This window comes from Polaromonas sp. A23 (genome assembly GCF_002001015.1).
Classification (GTDB): Bacteria; Pseudomonadota; Gammaproteobacteria; order Burkholderiales; family Burkholderiaceae_C; genus Polaromonas.
On sequence record NZ_MUNO01000007.1, the window covers coordinates 55461 to 74381 of the forward strand.

19 protein-coding genes are annotated in these 18921 nt (G+C 62.2%); 14 read left to right on the forward strand and 5 right to left on the reverse strand.

Annotation, left to right across the window (positions count from 1 at the left end):
- Positions 1–59 precede the first annotated feature (59 nt).
- The gene (locus tag B0B52_RS03455) at positions 60–1031 is read right to left on the reverse strand and encodes a 2-hydroxyacid dehydrogenase (RefSeq protein WP_077592216.1); all 972 of its coding nucleotides are present in this window, start codon (positions 1029–1031) and stop codon (positions 60–62) included.
- A 67-nt stretch (positions 1032–1098) separates the two neighbouring features.
- On the opposite strand from B0B52_RS03455, the gene B0B52_RS03460 reads away from it, so the two are divergent.
- The 9 genes from B0B52_RS03460 (at position 1099) to B0B52_RS03500 (ending at position 11082) form a co-directional block, all read left to right on the forward strand.
- Entirely contained in the window at positions 1099–2841 is a 1743-nt protein-coding gene (locus tag B0B52_RS03460) for an IlvD/Edd family dehydratase (protein WP_077592217.1), read from the forward strand.
- A gap of 17 nt (positions 2842–2858) precedes the next feature.
- Entirely contained in the window at positions 2859–3863 is a 1005-nt protein-coding gene (gene denD / locus B0B52_RS03465; RefSeq protein ID WP_077592218.1) for a D-erythronate dehydrogenase, read from the forward strand.
- 5 nt (positions 3864–3868) lie between these two features.
- Positions 3869–4771, forward strand: coding sequence for a 2-dehydro-3-deoxygalactonokinase (locus B0B52_RS03470; protein ID WP_077592219.1), 903 nt, complete (start codon positions 3869–3871; stop codon positions 4769–4771).
- Entirely contained in the window at positions 4768–5406 is a 639-nt protein-coding gene (locus B0B52_RS03475; protein WP_077592220.1) for a 2-dehydro-3-deoxy-6-phosphogalactonate aldolase, read from the forward strand. Before B0B52_RS03470 ends, B0B52_RS03475 begins: the two co-directional genes overlap by 4 nt.
- The gene (locus tag B0B52_RS03480; protein ID WP_077592221.1) at positions 5403–6197 is read left to right on the forward strand and encodes an SDR family NAD(P)-dependent oxidoreductase; all 795 of its coding nucleotides are present in this window, start codon (positions 5403–5405) and stop codon (positions 6195–6197) included. Before B0B52_RS03475 ends, B0B52_RS03480 begins: the two co-directional genes overlap by 4 nt.
- 119 nt (positions 6198–6316) lie before the next feature.
- Complete coding sequence (locus tag B0B52_RS03485) at positions 6317–6748, forward strand: hypothetical protein (protein WP_077592222.1); 432 nt, start codon at positions 6317–6319, stop codon at positions 6746–6748.
- 141 nt (positions 6749–6889) lie between these two features.
- The gene (locus B0B52_RS03490) at positions 6890–9100 is read left to right on the forward strand and encodes a copper-translocating P-type ATPase (protein WP_077592241.1); all 2211 of its coding nucleotides are present in this window, start codon (positions 6890–6892) and stop codon (positions 9098–9100) included.
- A gap of 32 nt (positions 9101–9132) precedes the next feature.
- A complete protein-coding gene (locus B0B52_RS03495; RefSeq protein ID WP_217349773.1) occupies positions 9133–10395 on the forward strand; it encodes an MgtC/SapB family protein in 1263 nt (420 codons plus the stop codon).
- Between the two features lie 42 nt (positions 10396–10437).
- On the forward strand, positions 10438–11082 hold the full coding sequence (locus B0B52_RS03500) for a DNA-3-methyladenine glycosylase I (protein WP_077592223.1): 645 nt from the start codon (positions 10438–10440) through the stop codon (positions 11080–11082).
- A 72-nt stretch (positions 11083–11154) separates the two neighbouring features.
- Here the strand turns inward: B0B52_RS03500 and B0B52_RS03505 are convergent, their stop codons facing one another.
- From B0B52_RS03505 to B0B52_RS03520, 4 genes are read right to left on the reverse strand one after another with little or no spacing between them, the layout of a single operon-like run.
- On the reverse strand, positions 11155–12564 hold the full coding sequence (locus B0B52_RS03505; protein ID WP_077592224.1) for an MATE family efflux transporter: 1410 nt from the start codon (positions 12562–12564) through the stop codon (positions 11155–11157).
- Positions 12561–13028 (reverse strand): MaoC family dehydratase, encoded by a 468-nt coding sequence (locus B0B52_RS03510; RefSeq protein WP_077592225.1) that lies wholly within the window; start codon positions 13026–13028, stop codon positions 12561–12563. The genes B0B52_RS03505 and B0B52_RS03510 overlap by 4 nt, the downstream gene beginning before the upstream one ends.
- 24 nt (positions 13029–13052) lie before the next feature.
- A complete protein-coding gene (locus B0B52_RS03515) occupies positions 13053–14303 on the reverse strand; it encodes an MFS transporter (RefSeq protein WP_077592243.1) in 1251 nt (416 codons plus the stop codon).
- Positions 14296–14772, reverse strand: coding sequence for a MarR family winged helix-turn-helix transcriptional regulator (locus tag B0B52_RS03520; RefSeq protein ID WP_077592226.1), 477 nt, complete (start codon positions 14770–14772; stop codon positions 14296–14298). The genes B0B52_RS03515 and B0B52_RS03520 overlap by 8 nt, the downstream gene beginning before the upstream one ends.
- A 49-nt stretch (positions 14773–14821) precedes the next feature.
- Here B0B52_RS03520 and B0B52_RS03525 point away from each other — a divergent pair, with 49 nt between their 5' ends.
- The 5 genes from B0B52_RS03525 to gloA all read left to right on the forward strand — a co-directional run bounded on the left by B0B52_RS03525 (position 14822) and on the right by gloA (position 18767).
- Positions 14822–15367 (forward strand): PaaI family thioesterase, encoded by a 546-nt coding sequence (locus B0B52_RS03525; protein WP_077592227.1) that lies wholly within the window; start codon positions 14822–14824, stop codon positions 15365–15367.
- 357 nt (positions 15368–15724) lie between these two features.
- The gene (locus B0B52_RS21990) at positions 15725–16036 is read left to right on the forward strand and encodes a hypothetical protein (RefSeq protein ID WP_139351799.1); all 312 of its coding nucleotides are present in this window, start codon (positions 15725–15727) and stop codon (positions 16034–16036) included.
- An 11-nt stretch (positions 16037–16047) separates the two neighbouring features.
- The gene (locus B0B52_RS03530) at positions 16048–16395 is read left to right on the forward strand and encodes an N-acetyltransferase (protein WP_139351800.1); all 348 of its coding nucleotides are present in this window, start codon (positions 16048–16050) and stop codon (positions 16393–16395) included.
- A 114-nt stretch (positions 16396–16509) separates the two neighbouring features.
- Positions 16510–18225, forward strand: coding sequence for a hybrid sensor histidine kinase/response regulator (locus B0B52_RS03535; RefSeq protein WP_077592229.1), 1716 nt, complete (start codon positions 16510–16512; stop codon positions 18223–18225).
- A 131-nt stretch (positions 18226–18356) separates the two neighbouring features.
- Complete coding sequence (gene gloA, locus B0B52_RS03540) at positions 18357–18767, forward strand: lactoylglutathione lyase (RefSeq protein ID WP_077592230.1); 411 nt, start codon at positions 18357–18359, stop codon at positions 18765–18767.
- Positions 18768–18921 lie beyond the last annotated feature (154 nt).

An 18921-nucleotide genomic window follows, 5' to 3' on the forward strand; every position in this document is an offset into this window, starting at 1 on the left:
GTCCCCATTGTTATCATATGATGATTAGCTTGTGCGCTTTCTATGGAAAACCCGAACGTTTATTGGCACTCCGGGACCGGGCTGAGCAGCGGCTTCCCTTCGAAATGCGCACTCAAATTGCCCGCGGCCAGGTCCGCCATGGCTTGCCGGGTCTGCCGGGTGGCGCTGGCAATATGCGGCGTCAGAACCACCTGGTCCATGGACCACAAAGCCGTCGCAGGATGCGGTTCTTTGGCAAAAACATCCAGTGCGGCGCCGGCAATCACGCCCTTTTGCAAGGCCTCCACCAGAGCCTCTTCATCCACCACCGAACCGCGAGCCACGTTGATCAGATAACCCTCCGGACCCAGCGCCTTGAGCACGTCGGCATTGATCAGGTGGCGCGTCCCCTCACCGCCCGGCGTGATGACAATCAGAAAGTCCACCTGCGCTGCAAGGGCTGCGGCCGTGGGGAAAAAACTGTGGGCAAGCCCGGGCTTCTGGCTGCGTGCGGTGTAGGCAATCGACATGCCGAAGGCTTGCGCACGCGTGGCAATCGCCTGGCCAATGCGCCCCAGGCCCACGATGCCAAGCCGCGCACCGGAAACCTTGCGCGTCAGCGGCATGGCGCCCTCGCGGCCCCAACGCCCTGTGCGGACATACTGGTCCGCCTGCGGAATGCGGCGCGCCACCGACAACATCAGGCCGATCGCCAGGTCAGCCACCTCGTCGTTCAGCACACCCGGTGTGTGCGTGACGGAAATGCCGCGCTCCTTGGCGGCGGCCACGTCCACGCGGTCATAACCGACACCCATGATGGAAATGATTTCAAGCGCAGGTAGCTGCTCGATCAGCGACCGCGGTACCTGCGACTCACCCCCACCGGCAATCGCACGTATGTCGGCCGCCACTTTTGCAAAGGCCGCCGGGTCTGTTTCATGAAGACGGTCGTGCACCACATAGGCGGCATTCAGGGGTTCGAGCAGAAAGGAAGGCAGCGTGGAGACGGTGAGAAGATGGGGGCGTGACAAAAGGGGAACTCCTGCGCTCATGGTTATTACTGAGGTTTATCATTCAATGGTATGACGATAATATGATTAAATATTCAGGACTTTCCCTATGAGCACTCCCAAAACACCGAAGAAAAAACCCGCAGAACTTCGCAGCCAGCAGTGGTTCGGCCGCCAGGACCGCGACGGCTTCGCCTATCGCAGCTGGGTCAAGGGCAAGGGCGTGCCGCATGACCAGTTCGACGGGCGCCCCGTCATCGGCATCTGCAACACCTTCAGCGAACTGACGCCCTGCAACTCGCACTTCCGCACGATTGCGGAGCAGGTGAAGATTGGCGTGTACGAGGCTGGCGGCTTCCCGCTGGAGTTTCCCGTGATGTCGCTGGGCGAGACCCTGCTGCGCCCGACCGCCATGCTGTACCGCAACCTGGCCAGTATGGACGTGGAAGAAAGCATTCGCGGCAACCCGATCGACGGCGTGGTGCTGCTGATGGGCTGCGACAAGACCACGCCTTCACTGGTGATGGGCGCGGCCAGCGTGGACCTACCCACCGTGGGTGTCAGCGGCGGCCCCATGCTCAGCGGCAAGTGGCGCGGGCAGGAACTGGGCTCCGGCACGGGCGTATGGAGCATGAGCGAGCAAGTGCGTGCCGGCACGCTCAAGCTCGCCGATTTTTTTGAGGCCGAAAGCTGCATGCACCGCAGCCACGGCCACTGCATGACCATGGGCACGGCCAGCACCATGGCCAGCATGGTTGAAGCCCTGGGCATCGGCCTGCCGGGCAACGCTGCCTACCCGGCTGTCGACGGCCGGCGCAATGTGCTGGCACGCATGGCCGGCCGCCGTGCGGTCGAGATGGTGCACGAAGACCTGACGCTCTCGAAAATCCTGACGCGCGAAGCCTTTGAAAACGCCGTCAAGACGCTGGCGGCGATTGGCGGCTCCACCAACGCAGTCATCCACCTGATCGCGATGGCCGGCCGCATCGGCGTGAAACTCACGGTGGACGATTTCGACCGTCTGGCCAGCGAGCTGCCCTGCCTGGTCAACCTGCAGCCTTCGGGCAAGTTCCTGATGGAAGACTTTTGCTACGCCGGCGGCCTGCCGGTGGTGATGAAGGAAATCGCGCAACACCTGCACACGGGCGCCATCACCGCCAACGGAAAAACCATCGGCGAGAACATTGCAGACGCACAGAACTACAACACCGAAGTCATCCAGCCGCTGAGCACCCCTTTCAAGGACAAAGCCGGCATTGCCGTGCTGCGCGGCAATCTCTCGCCGCGCGGTGCGGTCATCAAGCCCAGTGCTGCTACGCCTGCGCTCATGGTGCACACCGGCCGTGCGGTGGTGTTCGAAAACATTGAAGACTTCCACGCACGCATCGACGACGAGAACCTCGACATCGACGAAACCTGCGTCATGGTGCTGAAAAACTGCGGCCCCAAGGGCTACCCCGGCATGGCCGAGGTGGGCAATATGCCGCTACCGCCCAAGGTGCTGCGCAAGGGCATCACCGACATGGTGCGCATCAGCGATGCCCGCATGAGCGGCACCGCCTACGGCACCGTGGTGCTGCACACCGCGCCGGAAGCGGCAGCCGGCGGCCCGCTGGCCATCGTCCAGAATGGCGACATGATCGAGCTCAATGTCCCCAAGCGCAAGCTGCAGCTGCACATCAGCGATGAAGAACTGGCACGCCGCCTGGCTGACTGGAAAGCACCACCGCCGCCACTGTCTTCGGGCTACTGGAAGCTGTATGTCGACCATGTGCTGCAAGCCGACGAAGGCGTGGACCTGGACTTTCTGGTTGGCAAACGCGGCGCCTTTGTGCCGCGCGACAATCACTGAGCTTTCCAAGGGCTGACATGAAATTACTGGTTACCGGCGGCGCCGGTTTTGTGGGCGCCCGATTGTCCCGGGAGTTGCTTAAAAGCGGACAGCTCAATGGGCAGACCATCGCCGAACTGCATATCGCCGACCTCTTTGCCCCTCCTGCGGACCTGGTTGCGGACGCAAGGGTTCGCGTGCACACGGGTCCCCTGTTGAACCAGGGCGCGCTGTTTTCCAGCGGTTTTGATGCCGTGTTTCACCTGGCCTCGGCCGTCTCCGGCGAATGCGAGCTGGACTTTGAGCTGGGCCTGCGCTCCAATCTCGACAGCACCCGCCTGTTGCTCGAAGGGCTACGTCAAGCCGGCAATGTGCCGCGGCTGGTGTTTGCCAGTTCGGTCGCGGTCTTTGGACCGGACGACGCCAACCCCTTGCCCGACCTGGTGACCGATACCACCCTGCCCTCACCGCAGACGTCTTACGGCACCCACAAGCTGATGTGCGAATACCTGATTGCCGACTACACGCGCAAGGGCTTCATCGACGGCCGCGCCGCCCGCCTGATGACGGTGACCGTGCGTCCGGGCAAACCCAACGGCGCAGCGTCATCTTTTTTCAGCGGCATCATCCGCGAGCCGCTGGCCGGCGTGGAAACGGTTTGCCCGGTCGATGCCGACGTGACGCACCCGATGTCGTCACCATCGAACACCGTGCGCGGGCTGATCACCGTGTTTGAGGCCAGCCGCGAGGCCATGGGTGGCCGTCTGGCGCTCAACCTGCCGGGGCTCAATGTGCGCGTCGACGACATGCTGCAGGCGCTGGAAGATGTGGCTGGTCCAGCGGTGCGAAAGCGCGTGCGTTTTGAGCGCGATGAACGTATTGCCGGTATTGTTTCCAACTGGTCGCGCGGCGCCACCGCCGATCGCGCACACGCGCTCGGCTTGAGGCCCGACGCCTCATTCAAGGCCATCATCGAGCAGTACATTGCCGATTGCCGCCAGCCGAGTTACCCGTCCGGCGCGCTGCGGGGCTTGCAGCGCTGAAGCCCATGCAAACTCTGGTGGCCGTGGACTGGGGCACCTCGTCTCTACGCGGAGCGAGACTGGACAGCACAGGCGCCGTGCTGGAAGAACGCGCATTTGCGCGCGGCATACTGACAGTGGGCGCCGGAGAGTTTGCAGACGTTTTTGAAGCCTGCTTCGGCGACTGGATGAAGGATGCAGGCACCCTTTGCCTTGTTTCCGGAATGGCCGGCAGCAAACAGGGCTGGCTGGAAGCGCCCTACTGCAGTTGCCCCGCGGGCTTCGACGAAGTGGCTTCCCGGCTGGCTTGGGTCAAGGCCGGTCGTATCGCCATCGTGCCGGGACTGAGCTGCGAGCGCGACGGGATACCCGACGTGATGCGCGGGGAAGAAATCCAGGTGTTTGGCGCTCTGCAATTGCTCGGCATGCACAGCGGCTTGTTGGTGCTTCCCGGCACCCACAGCAAATGGGTCACGGTGCGCGACGGAAAAATCGATGCGTTCAGCACTTTCATGACCGGTGAGTTTTATGCGCTGCTGCGCCAGCATTCCATTTTGGCGCGCACCCTGCCCACCATCGATACCGATCCCGGTGAAGACTGGCCGTCGTTTGACCGGGGCATTGCGCTGGCCCTGCATGGCGGCAGCCTGTTGCAAACCGCCTTCAGCGCACGCACACTGGCCCTCTTCGATCGCATGCCGCAAGCATCTTTGCCCAGTTTTCTCTCAGGCCTGGTGATTGGCGAAGAATTACGAGCCCAGCCACTGCCGGCGGATGCAAGCGTGGTGCTGATCGGATCGGATACGCTGACCCGGCGCTACGAACGCGCCCTCACCCAGCACGGCGTGAGCGTGCAACGTGCGGGCGCAGAAGCCACCTGGCGCGGGCTTTGGGCGCTTGCGCAAACCCTTCATCTGGAAACACCATGAGTCCGCAAGAAAAATTTGCTGCCGCATTGCAAACCATTCCACTGGTCGCCATCCTGCGCGGCCTGCAACCCGCAGAAGCCTTGCCCATCGGGCAGGCACTGGCAGCCACCGGCTGGACGCTGATCGAAGTTCCCCTGAATTCACCACAGCCTCTTGAAAGCATCAAGACGCTGGCCGCCGCATTGCCCCGCGCGCTGGTGGGCGCAGGCACGGTGCTGACCGTGGAAGACGTGCGCCAAGTGCATGCGGCAGGCGGGCAGCTGATCGTTTCACCCAACTTCAACCCGGCCGTGGTGCGCGAAGCAGTCCGCCTGGGCCTGGTCTGCCTGCCCGGCGTCATGACAGCCAGCGAGGCCTTTGCCGCGTTGGAGGCCGGCGCCACTGGCCTGAAAATTTTCCCTGCAGAAATGATCACGCCGGCCGTGGTGAAGGCGCTGCGCGCGGTACTGCCGGCAGGCACGATGGTTCTTCCCGTGGGTGGCATCACGCTGGACAACATGCAGCCCTACCTGGATGCGGGAGCCAACGGTTTTGGCATCGGTTCCGCGCTCTACAAACCCGGCACGCTGCCCGCTGAAGTGACTGTGTCAGCTATGAAATTCATAGCGGCTTGCGCTGGTACCATAAGGGCATGAGCACCCTTTCATCCAACAATTCTTCACAAATCTCCTTCGGGCTGGCCGGCCGGGTCTGCATCGTCACCGGCGGCGCACAGGGCATTGGCGAGGCCTGCATCCGGCGTTTCGCGCGCGAAGGCGCCAAAGTCGTCATCGCCGACGTTGACGACAAACACGGTGCCGCCCTGGCCAGCGAGCTGGGCGGGCTGTACGTGCATTGCGACGTCAGTGATAAGGCACAGGTCGATGCGCTGGTTGCGCAAACCATGGCCACTCACGGCCGCATCGACGTGCTGGTCAACAACGCCGGCATTTTCAAGGCAGCAGAATTCCTGGAGGTCACCGAGGCCGACTTCGACGCGGTGCTGCGTATCAACCTCAAGGGCTCCTTCCTGATGGGTCAGGCCGTGGCGCGGGAAATGGCCAAGGCAGGCAAGGGAAGCATTGTCAACATGAGCTCCGTCAACGGCGTGCTGGCGATTCCCACCATTGCCAGCTACAACGTCAGCAAAGGCGGCATCAATCAGCTCACGCGCGTTATGGCGCTGGCCCTGGCCGACCAGGGCATCCGCGTGAATGCGGTTGCGCCGGGCACCATCGCCACCGAACTGGCCGCCAAAGCCGTGCTGACCAGTGAGGATGCGAAGGCAAAAATCATGAGCCGTACCCCCATGAAGCGCCTGGGCGAACCTTCAGAGATTGCCGACACCGTCGCCTACCTGGCCAGCGATGCCGCCAGCTACATCACCGGCGAAATTGTCGTGGTCGACGGCGGACGCATGACGTTGAACTACACCGTGCCGGTTTAGGGAGCCGGAAACGGCGGCCGATGGCCTCGCGCAGTTGACATGGATCATGCGGGCCGCAAAACGTGGCCCGCAGAAGCCCCCGTTTCAATAGACTGGGCGCTCACCTTCTGGAGTTCACCATGTCGATTCGCCTTGTTTCCATCCTCGCAGCAACAGCAGCCCTCGGCCTGGCCGGCTGCGCCCAGACCCCTCCCGGCCATTCAGCGCACCACCCCGGCGCGTCGGCAACCGCTCCGGGTCAACCCATGCCCATGGCACGCATGGACGAACATATGAAAGCCATGCGCACCATGCACGACCGCATGGGGCGCGCCAAGACACCCGAGGAACGCAACGCCTTGATGGCTGAACACCACAAACTCATGCAGGAAGGCATGGGCATGATGGGTGGCATGGGGCCTGGCGGCATGGGCGGCATGATGGGCAACATGCAAGGCCCGGGCGGTGACCCGGCCGCGCGCCAGCAGATGATGGAAAAACGCATGGAAATGATGCAGTCCATGATGCAGATGATGATGGATCGCCTGCCCCCGCCGCCGGCCAAACCCTGAGTCTGTCTGTAGCGCTCCCAAAGAAGGGCGTGGCCACTCCAGGCAAAAGCCAACGGCGGGCTTGACCTTTCCACGGTGGGAAGGTTTATCCTTTTTTCGATGCCCTGTTTCAGGCTTGCAGCAAAGAAAAGGATGCCCCTCATGAACCACACTCATCACACTCATGCCTCCCATGGAACCGGCACAGCGGCACCCGGCGCTGCAGCGGAGATCTCCCATGGCGATACCGCGGTAACCGGCGGAGCGATCTACACCTGCCCCATGCATCCGCAGATCCGGCAGGACCACCCGGGCACCTGCCCGATCTGCGGCATGACGCTGGAGCCCGTCATGCCCAGCCTGGAGGATGACGACAACCCGGAACTTGCCTCCTTCACCCGCCGCTTCTGGTGGACGCTGCCGCTCACTGTGGTGGTCACCGCGTTGGCGATGTTCGGCCACCAGCTCGGCTGGTTCGGCATGGCGACGCAAAGCTGGATCGAACTGGTGCTCAGCCTGCCGGTGGTGTTGTGGGCGGGCTGGCCTTTCTTCGTGCGGGGTGCGCAGTCGGTGATCCACCGCAGTCCGAACATGTGGACCCTCATCGGCCTGGGCACCGGCGCCGCCTTTGCCTATAGCGTCGTGGCCACGGTGGCGCCGGGCGTTTTCCCGGACTCGTTTGTTTCCATGGGCCGCGTCGCGGTCTATTTTGAGGCGGCGGCCGTCATCATCTCGCTCACCTTGCTCGGCCAGATGCTGGAATTGAAAGCGCGTTCGCAGACCTCGGCGGCGATCAAGTCGCTGCTGGGCCTGGTGCCCAAGACAGCCCGCCGCATCCAGTCCGACGGCACGGAAGAAGACGTGCCGCTGACCCATGTGCATGTGGGCGACAGTCTGCGTGTACGCCCCGGCGAGAAAGTGCCTGTCGATGGGGTGGTCACCGAAGGCAGCAGTGCCGTTGACGAATCGATGCTGACCGGAGAACCATTGCCGGTGAGCAAGCGCCCCGGCGACAAACTCATAGGCGCCACGCTCAACACCAGCGGCGCCCTGGTCATGCGCTCCGAGCGCGTCGGCGCACAGACCATGCTGTCGCAGATCGTGCAGATGGTCGCGCAGGCCCAGCGCTCCAAGGCGCCGATGCAACGCATGGCCGACCAGGTCGCCGGCTGGTTCGTGATGGCCGTGGTCGCCATCGCGGTGCTGACCTTCTTCGGCTGGGGATTTTTCGGGCCGCAACCGAGCTGGGTGTATGGCCTGATCAACGCCGTGGCGGTGCTCATCATCGCCTGTCCCTGCGCACTGGGACTGGCCACACCGATGTCCATCATGGTCGCCACCGGCAAGGCTGCGGGTCAGGGCATTCTTTTTCGTGATGCCGCTGCGATCGAACACCTCCGCAAGGTCGATGTGCTGATCGTCGACAAAACCGGCACGCTAACGGCCGGCAAGCCGGCGTTTGACCGGGCGGTCCCTGCCGCAGGTTTCAGCGCCGACGAGGTGCTGCGGCTGGCTGCCAGCCTGGACCAGGGCAGCGAACACCCGCTGGCCGAAGCGATTGTGAGCGCTGCGCGCGAGCGCGGTCTTTCACTCGACAAGCCCGAGAGTTTCGAATCAGCCAGCGGTATTGGCGTCAGCGGGCGCGTGGCCGGCCGGGCGCTCGCACTCGGCAACACGGCGCTGATGGCGCAAGCCGGTGTTGCGGTGGACACACTGCTGTCTCAGGCTGAAGCGCTGCGCGCCGAAGGCGCCAGCGTGATGCACCTCGCGGTGGACGGCCAGCTCGCCGGCCTGCTGGCTGTGGCCGATCCGGTCAAGGCCAGCACGCCCGAGGCGCTGGCAGCGCTGAAGGCCGCGGGCCTGCGCGTCATCATGGCCACCGGTGATGGCCAGACCACCGCCAAGGCGGTGGCCGCACGGCTGGGTATCGACGAAGTGCATGGAGAAGTCAAACCCGCTGACAAGCTGGTGCTTGTCAAGCGGCTGCAGGGCGAAGGCCATGTGGTTGCGATGGCGGGCGACGGCATCAACGATGCCCCGGCCCTGGCGCAGGCCGATGTCGGCATAGCCATGGGCACCGGCACCGACGTGGCCATGAACAGCGCGCAGATCACGCTGGTCAAAGGCGACCTGCGCGGCATTGCGCAGGCCCGCATCATTTCGCAGGCCACCATCGCCAACATGAAGCAGAACCTCGGCTTCGCCTTCATTTACAACGCGCTGGGTGTGCCGCTTGCGGCGGGGCTTCTCTATCCCTTCACGGGCTGGCTGCTGTCGCCCATGATTGCGGCTCTCGCCATGAGCCTGAGCTCCGTGTCAGTGATCAGCAACGCGCTGCGGTTGCGCGCGCAGCGCCTGCGCCCCAACGCGTGATCACCTGATTGGGTGTTTCAGGAACTGCCGCAGTGCTGCCCCAGGCTGACTCTTCCACACTGCTGGGCCTGAGCGTGGCGCTCGGCATCGGCCTGCTGATTGGCGCGGAGCGTGAGCGGCGCAAAGGCAGCGGTCCCACACGCGGGGCGGCCGGCATACGGACTTTCGCCATCGTCGCCCTGCTCGGCGGCGTCGCGGCACTGCTGGGCGACACCGCGGTGCTGGTGGCCGTGACATTGGTGGTGGGTGCGCTGGCCCTGGCCTCCTACCTCCGCACGCGCGAGGACGACCCCGGGATGACCACAGAAGCCGCCCTGCTGCTGACCTGCCTGCTCGGCGGGCTGGCCATGCGCCATGCGGTTCTGGCGGCCGGCGTGGGGGCGGCACTGGCCGCGCTACTGGCGGCGAAAACCCGCCTTCACCATTTTGTGTCCCGCGTACTGACCGAACACGAGTTACATGACGCCTTGTTGTTCTCAGCAGCGGCGCTGATCGTGCTGCCGCTGGCCCCGGACCGGTTCATGGGGCCTTTCGATGCCGTCAATCCTTACGCCACCACGCGTCTTGTGGTGCTGGTGATGGCCATCAGCGCACTCGGTTATGTGGCGACACGCGCCCTGGGGCCGCGTTACGGCCTGCCGCTGGCCGGGTTTGCGGCCGGCTTCATATCGAGCACCGCCACCATTCATGCCATGGGTACGCGTGCAGCCGGGTCAAGCACACAGGCTGACGGGGCGATCGCCGGGGCGGTGCTCTCCAGCGTTGCCACCATCGTCCAGCTGGCCGTCGTGGTGGCAGCGGTGCAGCCCGCACTGCTTGACGCGCTGCTATGGCCGCTGCTGCTCGGCGGCGTTGCAGCCTGCGCCTACAGCCTGCTGTTCTTTCCACGCGAAACTGCAGCGGCAGGCAAACCGCATGGCTCGCCGGAAAACCAGGACATTGGCCGCGCCTTTGACCTGAAAACCGCGGTGTCCTTTGCAGCCGTGGTCAGCGTCGTGCTGGTGGTGTCGGCAGCCCTCAGCGCCTGGCTGGGTACACGCGGCACCCTGCTGGGCGCTGGCGTGACCGGCCTGGTCGACGCCCATGCGACCGCCGCCTCGGTGGCCTCGCTGGTCAAGGCCGGCAAGCTGCCACTGGACGCAGCGCTCTGGCCCATCGTCGCTGGCCTGAGCACCAACTCGCTGATGAAAGCGGTTGTGGCTTTCCACGCAGGTGGTGCCGCCTACGCGGCGCGTATTGTTCCGGGGCTGGTGCTGGTCATTGCTGCGGTCTGGCTCGGCGTGTGGCTGGGGTGAACGGAACACCTCGCACTGCTCGCCTCAAAACTAGAATCAGGCATGCCTGCTGATGCCACACCCTCCGGCCTTTTTACCGACGAAGCCTCCAGCACGCGCTGCGCCTGGTGCCAGGCCACGCCGCTGTACCGCCATTACCACGACACCGAATGGGGCTTTCCTGTGGCCGACGAGCGAAGGCTGTTCGAAAAAATCTGCCTCGAAGGTTTTCAGGCCGGCCTGAGCTGGCTGACCATCCTGAACAAGCGCGAGGCCTTTCGCAGCGCGTTCGCCAACTTCGACGCCGAACAGGTGGCGCGGTTTGATACCGCTGATGTCCAGCGCCTGCTCGGCGATGCAGGCATCGTGCGGCACGCCGGCAAGATCGCCTCGACCATCAACAACGCCCAACGCGTGCTGGAGCTGCGCCGTGAATTCGGCTCACTGGGTGCTTACGTCTGGCGGCTTGAGCCGGATGCTGCGAGCCGGCCGGAACAAGTCACGCTGGAAGCCGTGCGCGCCCTGTCCCATTCGCCCGCCTCGGCGGTGCTGTCCAAAGACCTGAAGAAACGCGGCTGGACTTTTGTCGGGCCGACCACGATGTACGCCTTCATGCAGGCCATGGGCCTGGTCAACGACCACCTGGAGGGCTGCGCCAGCCGCGAACCGGCGCTGGCGGCACGAGCGGCCTTCACACCGCCGGCTTGAGTTCGCAGCCATACGCTACTGAATACATAGCTGCTTTCGCCCGTGGCTATTGGACTGGAAGCCTTTTTTGCTTCAAACCCCGGCGGACGGCATTCTTTTCAGCAAGCCCGCCGTGCTGCGTGGCCAGCCGACACCACCAAACCACGCGCCGCCGGCAATCGCCCAGGCATTGAGCACGCCATAGATCACCATTGCCACGGCCTGCGCCAGGAAAACGCCAGTCAGGCCGCCACCCCAGCGCAAGGCCAACCAGCCGCCTGTGAGGGCCACGGCCAGCCGTGCCAGGTTGCCAAGCACCGGCCAGAGCAGCCGCCCCGCCCCCTGCGATGCAAAGTAAAGCGCCAGGCCGAGGCCGAAGAAGCCATAAACCGGCCCCACCACCCTCAGGTAAGCGCTGCCGGCTTCGATCATGGCCGGGTCGCTGTTGAACAACGAGAGCCAGGCTTGCGGAAAAAATGCCGCCCACAGGCCAATGACTTCGGCCATCGCAAAAGCCATGGCCGCGCCTATCCAGGTGGCACGCAAGGCCCGCTCATGCTGGCCCGCGCCCATGCAGGTGCCGACCATGGCCACCATCGGTGCGCCGAAACCGAACACCAGCGGCACCAGCAGATATTCCAGCCGCGAAGCCGTGCCATAACCAGCGATGGCCGCCGTGCCGAAGCCGCCTACCAGCGCGGTGGTGATGCCTATGGCCAGGTTGGTGGCCACCGTGGACACGGTGCCGACCAGGCCGACACGCAGGATGTCCTTGAACAGCGCCCAGCGAAAGCGTATGTGCGCGAACGAAGGCCGCAGCAGGCTTTTCGGTGACCACAGGTAAGCCGCCAGCACCACGCTGCCCACCAGGTAATAGGCCAGCATCGCGATGGCGCCGCCGGCAATGCCCAGCCCGGGCAGCGGGCCCCAGCCGAAGATCAGCAGGGGCGACAGCGGCAGCAACACCAGCGCGCCCAGCACCGTGACATTGGCCGGCACTGCCATGTTGCCGGTGCCGCGTATCACGGCCGACAGCGTGTTGAAAATCCAGATCAGCGCCGCACCGGCGAACACCCAGTTGGAATACACCATGGCGGCGTCCAGCGCACCGCCGGTGCCACCCATGCGGCCATACAGCCAGCGGCCGCCGCCCAGCACAGCGACCATGAACACCGCCGAAAACACGGCGGCGATGACGATGGCATGCAGCACCAGCGCATCGGCATCGTCCCGGCGCCGCGCACCCAGCGCACGCGCAATCGCCGAGGCAATGCCGCCGCCCATGGCGCCGGCCGAGGTCATCTGCATCAGCATCACCACCGGAAACACCAGAGCCATGCCGGCCAGCGCGTCGGTGCCCAACTTGCCGACGAAGTATGTTTCTATCAAACCAACGCCTGCTTGCGCCAACATGACCAGCACATTGGGCGCCGCCAGACGCAGCAGCGTCGAGGCGATGGGAGCTTCCAGCAGCAAGCGCGTGCGCGGGTCGATGGTGCTCATGCGCTGAGCCCCGGCCGGCAAGGAACCACCACGCGCATGGTGGACACCTGCAGGACTTCACCCTGCTGGTTGCGGGTTTCGCTGCGCACTGTCGCCATGCCGCGGTCAGGCCTGGAGCGCGAAGGCTGAACATGGGTGACCTCACTCACGACATGCAGCACATCCACCGGACGCGTCGGCTGCGGCCAGCTGAGCTCCCCGCCTGCACCGACGATGCCCCCTGCAAGCGGCAACCCGCTGGTGACCAGCAGGCGCATGGTGACGGCGGCGGTGTGCCAGCCGCTCGCGGCCAGGCCGCCGAACAAAGTGTCCCTGGCGGCTGCATCGTCAAGATGGAAAGGCTGCGGATCAAACTGCGTGGCGAAGGCCTTGATCTGCGCCTCGTCCATGGCGTGTTCCGCGCTGACGAAGCGGTCGCCCACATGGAGATCCTCGAGATAAAGAGGCGGCGTGTTGGTAGTCATTGCAGTTTCCCAAAGCCTCGATGTTCAGGCTGCTGCCGGCCGGGCCAGGCGGGCTTCCCGGATCGGCAGGTTCACCAGCGCGGCACCCGCGGCCAACACGATGTCGATGTACCAGACCCAGTCATAACTGCCGGTCGCCTGGAACACATAACCGCCGAGGAAGGCGCCGAAGAAGCCACCGACCTGATGGGCCAGCATCACGATGCCGAACAACATGGCCATGTTGGCCGTGCCGAACATCTTGGCCACCAGGCCCACCGTTGGGGGAACTGTCGACAGGAAAGTCACACCCATGACGGCCGCAAAAATCAGCATCACCGCTGGCGTCTTGGGGGCCAGCAGAAACACCAGCACCGCCAGGCCGCGTGTTGCATACAGCAGCGCCAGCAGCGACTTCATGCGCCAGCGGCCCACCGCCCAGCCCATGGCCAGGCTGCCGACAATGTTGAACAGGCCGATCATGGCGAGCGACCAGCCACCCACTTCGGGCGGCAGGCCGCACGCGGCCACCACGCCCGGCAAGTGCGTGGCCAGAAAGGCAACGTGAAACCCGCACACCAGAAAGCCCAGGCTCAGGTAGCGGTAACTCGGCGTGGCCAGCGCCTGGCTGATGGCCTCGCGGGCGCTCAGTGCTTTCTTGCCCGAGGCTGCCGCGGCCTGCGCGGCCAGTGCCTTCGAATTGCCCTTGAGCACCCATACCGCCGGCAACGCCAGCAGCAACAACACGCCGAGCCACTGCATCGCGTTGGCCCAGCCAACTGCGGCGGTCAGGCCCACCGCAATCGGCGCCATCGCAAACTGTCCGAAGGAGCCACCTGCATTGACAATGCCGCTGGCAAAGCCGCGTTTTTCCAGCGGCACCAGGCGTGCAGTCGCCGCCATCAGCACCGAAGGGCCAGCCATGCCTGCACCGCCCGCGGCCAGCACGCCGATGGCGAAGATCAGCCCCGCGGTGCTGGTCATTAGTGGCGTGATGATGGTGCCAATAGCGACCAGGAGCACCCCCAGAAAAATGACACGCCCGGTTCCTATGCGATCGGCCACGGCGCCGGCGAAAGGCTGCGTCAGCCCCCACCAGAGCTGGCCGAAGGCAAAAGCCAGGCTGATGCTGCCTATACCCAACGCGGTCGAGGTGTTGAGTGCCGACAGGAACAGGCCCATGGTCTGTCGCACGCCCATGGTCAGGGCAAAGGTTCCGGCCGCAGCCAGCAGCACCAGCCAGAGTACGGTGTTTTTGGGAGCGACAGGAGCCGCGACGTTTTTCGGTTTATTCATCTTGTGCTCCATACAAAGGGGACAGGCGCTCCAGCGATTCATCGATCAACGCGTGCAGGGCCAGCACACGTTCGACACCCAGCAATTGGTTGATGCCCTCCTGCGCAACGCGCCAGCGGCGCTGCGCTTCGGTGCGTTTTTCACGGCCCGCATCGGTAACGCTGACCAGCCGGCTGCGCCCGTCGCTGCCGGGCGCCAGTTCCAGCCAACCATTGGCGACCATGGGCTTGAGGTTGCGCGTCAGCGTCGAGGCATCAATCTTCATTTCACGCGCCAGGTCGCCGGGACGAAGGGGCCCGAACTTCACGACATAGGACAGCAGCGAATACTGCGTTCCCTTGAGCCCGCTCTTGCCAACCTCCGCGTCATAGTGCTGCGCGACCCGTCGCATCAGCTGGCGTAATTTGAGGTTGGTGCACCCCTGCGGACGCAGGTGAACGGGTGCTGGTAAGGTGGTGGCAGAATTCATGATCCAATTGTAGCTACAATTGTTGTATATGCAATCAAAAGGAGAAGCAATGACCCCTGAGGAAACATTGGCACAGTGGAACGAGCAGCGCAACACGGTCGTTGAACGCATGCTGGCCGGCGGCGGCAAGCCGGGCCTGGCCCGCCCCGAGATGGTGGCCGGCAAAACTGGCCTAGAAACGATGGAAGCCATGCTGGCCGGCGAACTTCCCTTTCCCCACATTGCCGACACCCTGGATTTTTCGTTGGTGGAAGTCGGTCCCGGCAAAGCTGTTTTTCAGGGAACCCCGCAACTCAAGCACTACAACCCGCTGGGCACCGTGCATGGCGGCTGGTACGCAACGCTGCTGGACTCGGCGCTCGGCTGCGCAGTGCACACCATGATGCCCGCCGGCCGGGCCTACACCACGGCTGAACTCGGCGTGAACATCGTGCGCGCCGCCTCACACAAGACCGGGCCGCTGCGTGCCATTGGCACCGTCATTCACTGCGGCCGGCAACTGGCAACCGCAGAAGCGCGCATTGTCGGGCCCGACGGCAAGCTGTATGCGCATGCCACCACCACCTGCCTGGTGTTCGAGGTGGCGCAGAAGTAATCCCTGGGTAAGTGCGCCACAAGGCGCCGTGGCGGCTATCAACAAACAACGCGCAGTGGCTGCACCGGGCGAGACACCCATTGACGGTCCGCCTTAGAACATTTGTGTTCCTTTTTTGATTCAAGCCCTTATTTCAAGCGAAATAAGCGAGGTGCCCCTGTCATTTCTGACAGGGTGAAAGATTGATTCAACCTTGCGTGACGCATAGACTTCGCGAACATAAAAGAAAAAAATGAAGCTGTGACACTTGTGGAATACGAAAGTACTCGTGAGAACAACAAAGAAGTCGGATGTTCATTGGCCTGGAAGAAAAGCGAAATGAACCATTTGGTGGAGACCATTTAACCTGGAGATGCAATGACGACTTATCTGAACGACCCAGCATCGAGCGCCGTTCAAGCTCTGCGCCAGTCTCTGGGTGCTCGGGGAGCATTCTTCTCCAACGGGGGAACACCCCACATTTCGCCTCACCAGAAAAATTTCATCGAAGAAATCACGCTTCGTCATCTCAATACGCCATCAAAGATAGAGAAAGTCCAGAGCCTGCGCGACCACATCAAGCTGCCGTCCGGGTTCCGTGACGCGCAGTTTTTTGAACAAGAAAAAAAAGAGACAAATTTGGTTTTGTGTTTGCGTTCGAATTTCAGGGCGTCGACATTGGCACCTTGAGGCTCGTTCCCATGCATATGGGACTGACGTCGCTGGAAAAGCTGTTGGCGCAAAAGCAACTGATCGAACTGCCGATCCGCCAAAACAGCTGGGAAATCGGGCGCCTTGTATTGAATCCCGACTACAGAAGCGGCCCTGATCTTGTGAAGAAATGCATATCTCTTGGGGTTTCGTATCTCGCCCAGCATACCGACGGGCGAAACCTTTTTGCATCCTGCACGCCCGTGCTGAGCCGGCTTTACAGGCGTTTCGGGTTTTCCACCATCGCCAACAATTTACGGGTGGATGGGGCGGACGAATCGTATGCCTTGATACATGGACATGTAACGGATATTCTCAGATCGTCTGCGTCTCAGTAACGTTTGCGTGTCAGTGACTTATGCGGGAAATATTCATACGCCAGCCGCCTGCCTCGCCGTAGATCGGCGAAGTTTTTATTGGTAATTTTCCTGCGCAAATGGAATTGAAAATATATGGGCTGGTTGAAAAGACTCTATGGCCACTATGAGGCTTACCACACGCATGGCAGGCCGTTGCTCAAGTACATCGGCATCGTCGGCGCCCTGGCCTATGTGGTGTTTTACCTGATACGGTTCACGAAACCCAATCCCCGGCCCTACGATGACCTGGAAATGCGGGTGCTGGTCGTCATTCTTTTTACCGTGCTGGCCATGAAAAATCAGTGGCCCCAGAAACTCAAAAAATACTACTTTGTCTACTCGTATTGGGCATTGATCTATTGCCTGCCGTTTTTCAATGTATTTCTTTCACTGAAACGGCACGGAGGCATCCCTGCGATTTCCAATTGTTTTATCGCGCTCAGTTTTCTGGTCATGATTGCGGACTGGCGCAACACGATTGCCATGCTCCTGATCGGTTGCGGTAGCGCAGCACTGCTTTACGTGGCCATCACCCCTCATCCTTCAATACCCATGGATATGGTGGCCCAAATTCCGGCTTACCTGTTGATTCTTATTGGCGGCGCTGCGTTCAAGCTCTCGGAAAAGCAAATAGACGCCGAAAAATTGCGCCTTGCAAACTCTCTTGCCGGCTCCATTGCCCATGAAATGCGCAACCCGCTGGGGCAGGCCAAGATGAGCCTGGAGAGCATCGGTGAGATGCTGCCGGTCAACGGCAACGCAATTCCGGCTGAAGATATTTCCCGCATGCGTCAGTTTGTCAACACGGGACAAATTGCGGTGCACCGGGGCCACCAGGTAATCGACCTGATTCTGGGTTCCCTCAAATCCGGGGCAGTGGACCGCAGCCGGTTTGTCTACCTGTCCGCCGCAAAGGCTACCCGGAAGGCGGTAGACGAATACAGTTTTGTCGAGAGAAGCGTTCACGACGATCACGGAAATTTCCGTGATCGCATCACAGTGCATGTCGTGAAAGACTTCATTTTTTACGGTGATGAGACTCCCTACGTTTTTGTGCTCTTCAACCTGATCAAGAACGCACTCTATTACCTCGAACAGAAGCCCGATGCGACCATCGTGTTGACGGTAGACGATCACAAGGTGACCGTCAGGGACACGGGGCCTGGTATCGACAAAGAAGTTTTGGCGCACCTGTTTGAGTCCTTCATGACCTCGGGGAAAACTGAAGGGACAGGCCTTGGGCTGCCTTATTGCAAACGAACCATGCAAAGCTTTGGCGGCGACATTGTGTGCGACTCCGTGGTGGGTGAATTTACACAGTTCACGTTGACTTTCCCCTTGTTGCCGCAAGCCAGGATAAGCGAGGCCGCAACGGCTTTGCAAACTCCGACGCAAACGGCCAGGCCGCCCATCTCCAGTGACGTGCTGGAAGGCAAAACCGTCATATTGGCCGAAGACGACGAACTTAACCGCTTGATGGTGGGCGACTGCCTCAAAAGCTGGGGCTTGACAGTGTTGGAGGCCGAAGGGGGACGCCAGGTTTTGACCCATTTGCACAACACGCCGTGTGTCGATTTGATCTTGATGGACATGAACATGCCCGACCTGAACGGTGTGCAAACGACTCAAGCCATCCGTTCGCGGGATTGGGAGCATCAGGACATTTTTATCCTGGCGTTTACCGGAAACTCCGAAGAGCTTGACGTCAAAACAGCCTTGAGGGCGGGCATGAATGGCCACATCCTGAAAACCGGTGACATGAAGTTGCTGCAAGGCAAAATGCTCGAGGTTCTGAGGCCAACAGCCTAGGGCGACAAAAAATTCAGCCGTGAAGCCCTCATCGGCAATGGCCGCGGCTATTGGACTTGTACCTGGGCGTCCTGCACAGGAAGCGAAGATTGGCGACAATCGACCATCCACGACTCCCACCCCCTACATCCATGCGACTCCTACACACCATGCTTCGCGTTGGTAATCTCCAGCGCGCCATTGATTTTTACACCCAGGTTCTGGGCATGAAACTGCTGCGGACCTCGGAAAACCCCGAGTACAAATACAGCCTGGCTTTTGTCGGCTACGGCAACAACCCGGAACATGCCGAGATTGAACTGACCTGGAACTGGGGCACCGAAAGCTACGACATGGGCACAGCCTTCGGCCATATCGCGCTTGGTGTGCCCGATGCTTACGCCGCTTGCGAAAAGATCAAGGCGGCTGGCGGCAATGTGACGCGTGAGGCTGGACCGGTCAAAGGCGGTACGACTGTGATTGCGTTTGTCACTGATCCGGATGGGTACAAGATTGAATTGATTGAGCGTAAGGAATATGCTGGAGGCGCTGATTTGCGTTGACTTTTGTTGGGGATTTTTTGAGGCATCACGCTGCGCCTCGGGTTTGTTTTTGACAGTAGGCGCAACTCCCCACTCCCACCCCTAACCCCTCCCTCGCCCCGCTGGGCGATGGAGGGGGACTTCATTTGGCCGCGTGTGCTGCGCTCACGTGCAA

What these genes read in the sequence shown, in the direction of transcription:
- B0B52_RS03525 (WP_077592227.1), top strand. Translation starts at nt 14,822, where the DNA reads ATGACCCCTGAGGAAACATTGGCACAGTGGAACGAGCAGCGCAACACG.
- B0B52_RS03500 (WP_077592223.1), top strand. Translation starts at nt 10,438, where the DNA reads ATGCCTGCTGATGCCACACCCTCCGGCCTTTTTACCGACGAAGCCTCC.
- B0B52_RS03510 (WP_077592225.1), bottom strand. Translation starts at nt 13,028, where the DNA reads ATGACTACCAACACGCCGCCTCTTTATCTCGAGGATCTCCATGTGGGC.
- B0B52_RS03475 (WP_077592220.1), top strand. Translation starts at nt 4,768, where the DNA reads ATGAGTCCGCAAGAAAAATTTGCTGCCGCATTGCAAACCATTCCACTG.
- B0B52_RS03460 (WP_077592217.1), top strand. Translation starts at nt 1,099, where the DNA reads ATGAGCACTCCCAAAACACCGAAGAAAAAACCCGCAGAACTTCGCAGC.
- B0B52_RS03455 (WP_077592216.1), bottom strand. Translation starts at nt 1,031, where the DNA reads ATGAGCGCAGGAGTTCCCCTTTTGTCACGCCCCCATCTTCTCACCGTC.
- B0B52_RS03505 (WP_077592224.1), bottom strand. Translation starts at nt 12,564, where the DNA reads ATGAGCACCATCGACCCGCGCACGCGCTTGCTGCTGGAAGCTCCCATC.
- B0B52_RS21990 (WP_139351799.1), top strand. Translation starts at nt 15,725, where the DNA reads ATGACGACTTATCTGAACGACCCAGCATCGAGCGCCGTTCAAGCTCTG.
- B0B52_RS03530 (WP_139351800.1), top strand. Translation starts at nt 16,048, where the DNA reads ATGCATATGGGACTGACGTCGCTGGAAAAGCTGTTGGCGCAAAAGCAA.
- gloA (WP_077592230.1), top strand. Translation starts at nt 18,357, where the DNA reads ATGCGACTCCTACACACCATGCTTCGCGTTGGTAATCTCCAGCGCGCC.
- B0B52_RS03485 (WP_077592222.1), top strand. Translation starts at nt 6,317, where the DNA reads ATGTCGATTCGCCTTGTTTCCATCCTCGCAGCAACAGCAGCCCTCGGC.
- B0B52_RS03480 (WP_077592221.1), top strand. Translation starts at nt 5,403, where the DNA reads ATGAGCACCCTTTCATCCAACAATTCTTCACAAATCTCCTTCGGGCTG.
- denD (WP_077592218.1), top strand. Translation starts at nt 2,859, where the DNA reads ATGAAATTACTGGTTACCGGCGGCGCCGGTTTTGTGGGCGCCCGATTG.
- B0B52_RS03470 (WP_077592219.1), top strand. Translation starts at nt 3,869, where the DNA reads ATGCAAACTCTGGTGGCCGTGGACTGGGGCACCTCGTCTCTACGCGGA.
- B0B52_RS03535 (WP_077592229.1), top strand. Translation starts at nt 16,510, where the DNA reads ATGGGCTGGTTGAAAAGACTCTATGGCCACTATGAGGCTTACCACACG.
- B0B52_RS03520 (WP_077592226.1), bottom strand. Translation starts at nt 14,772, where the DNA reads ATGAATTCTGCCACCACCTTACCAGCACCCGTTCACCTGCGTCCGCAG.
- B0B52_RS03515 (WP_077592243.1), bottom strand. Translation starts at nt 14,303, where the DNA reads ATGAATAAACCGAAAAACGTCGCGGCTCCTGTCGCTCCCAAAAACACC.
- B0B52_RS03490 (WP_077592241.1), top strand. Translation starts at nt 6,890, where the DNA reads ATGAACCACACTCATCACACTCATGCCTCCCATGGAACCGGCACAGCG.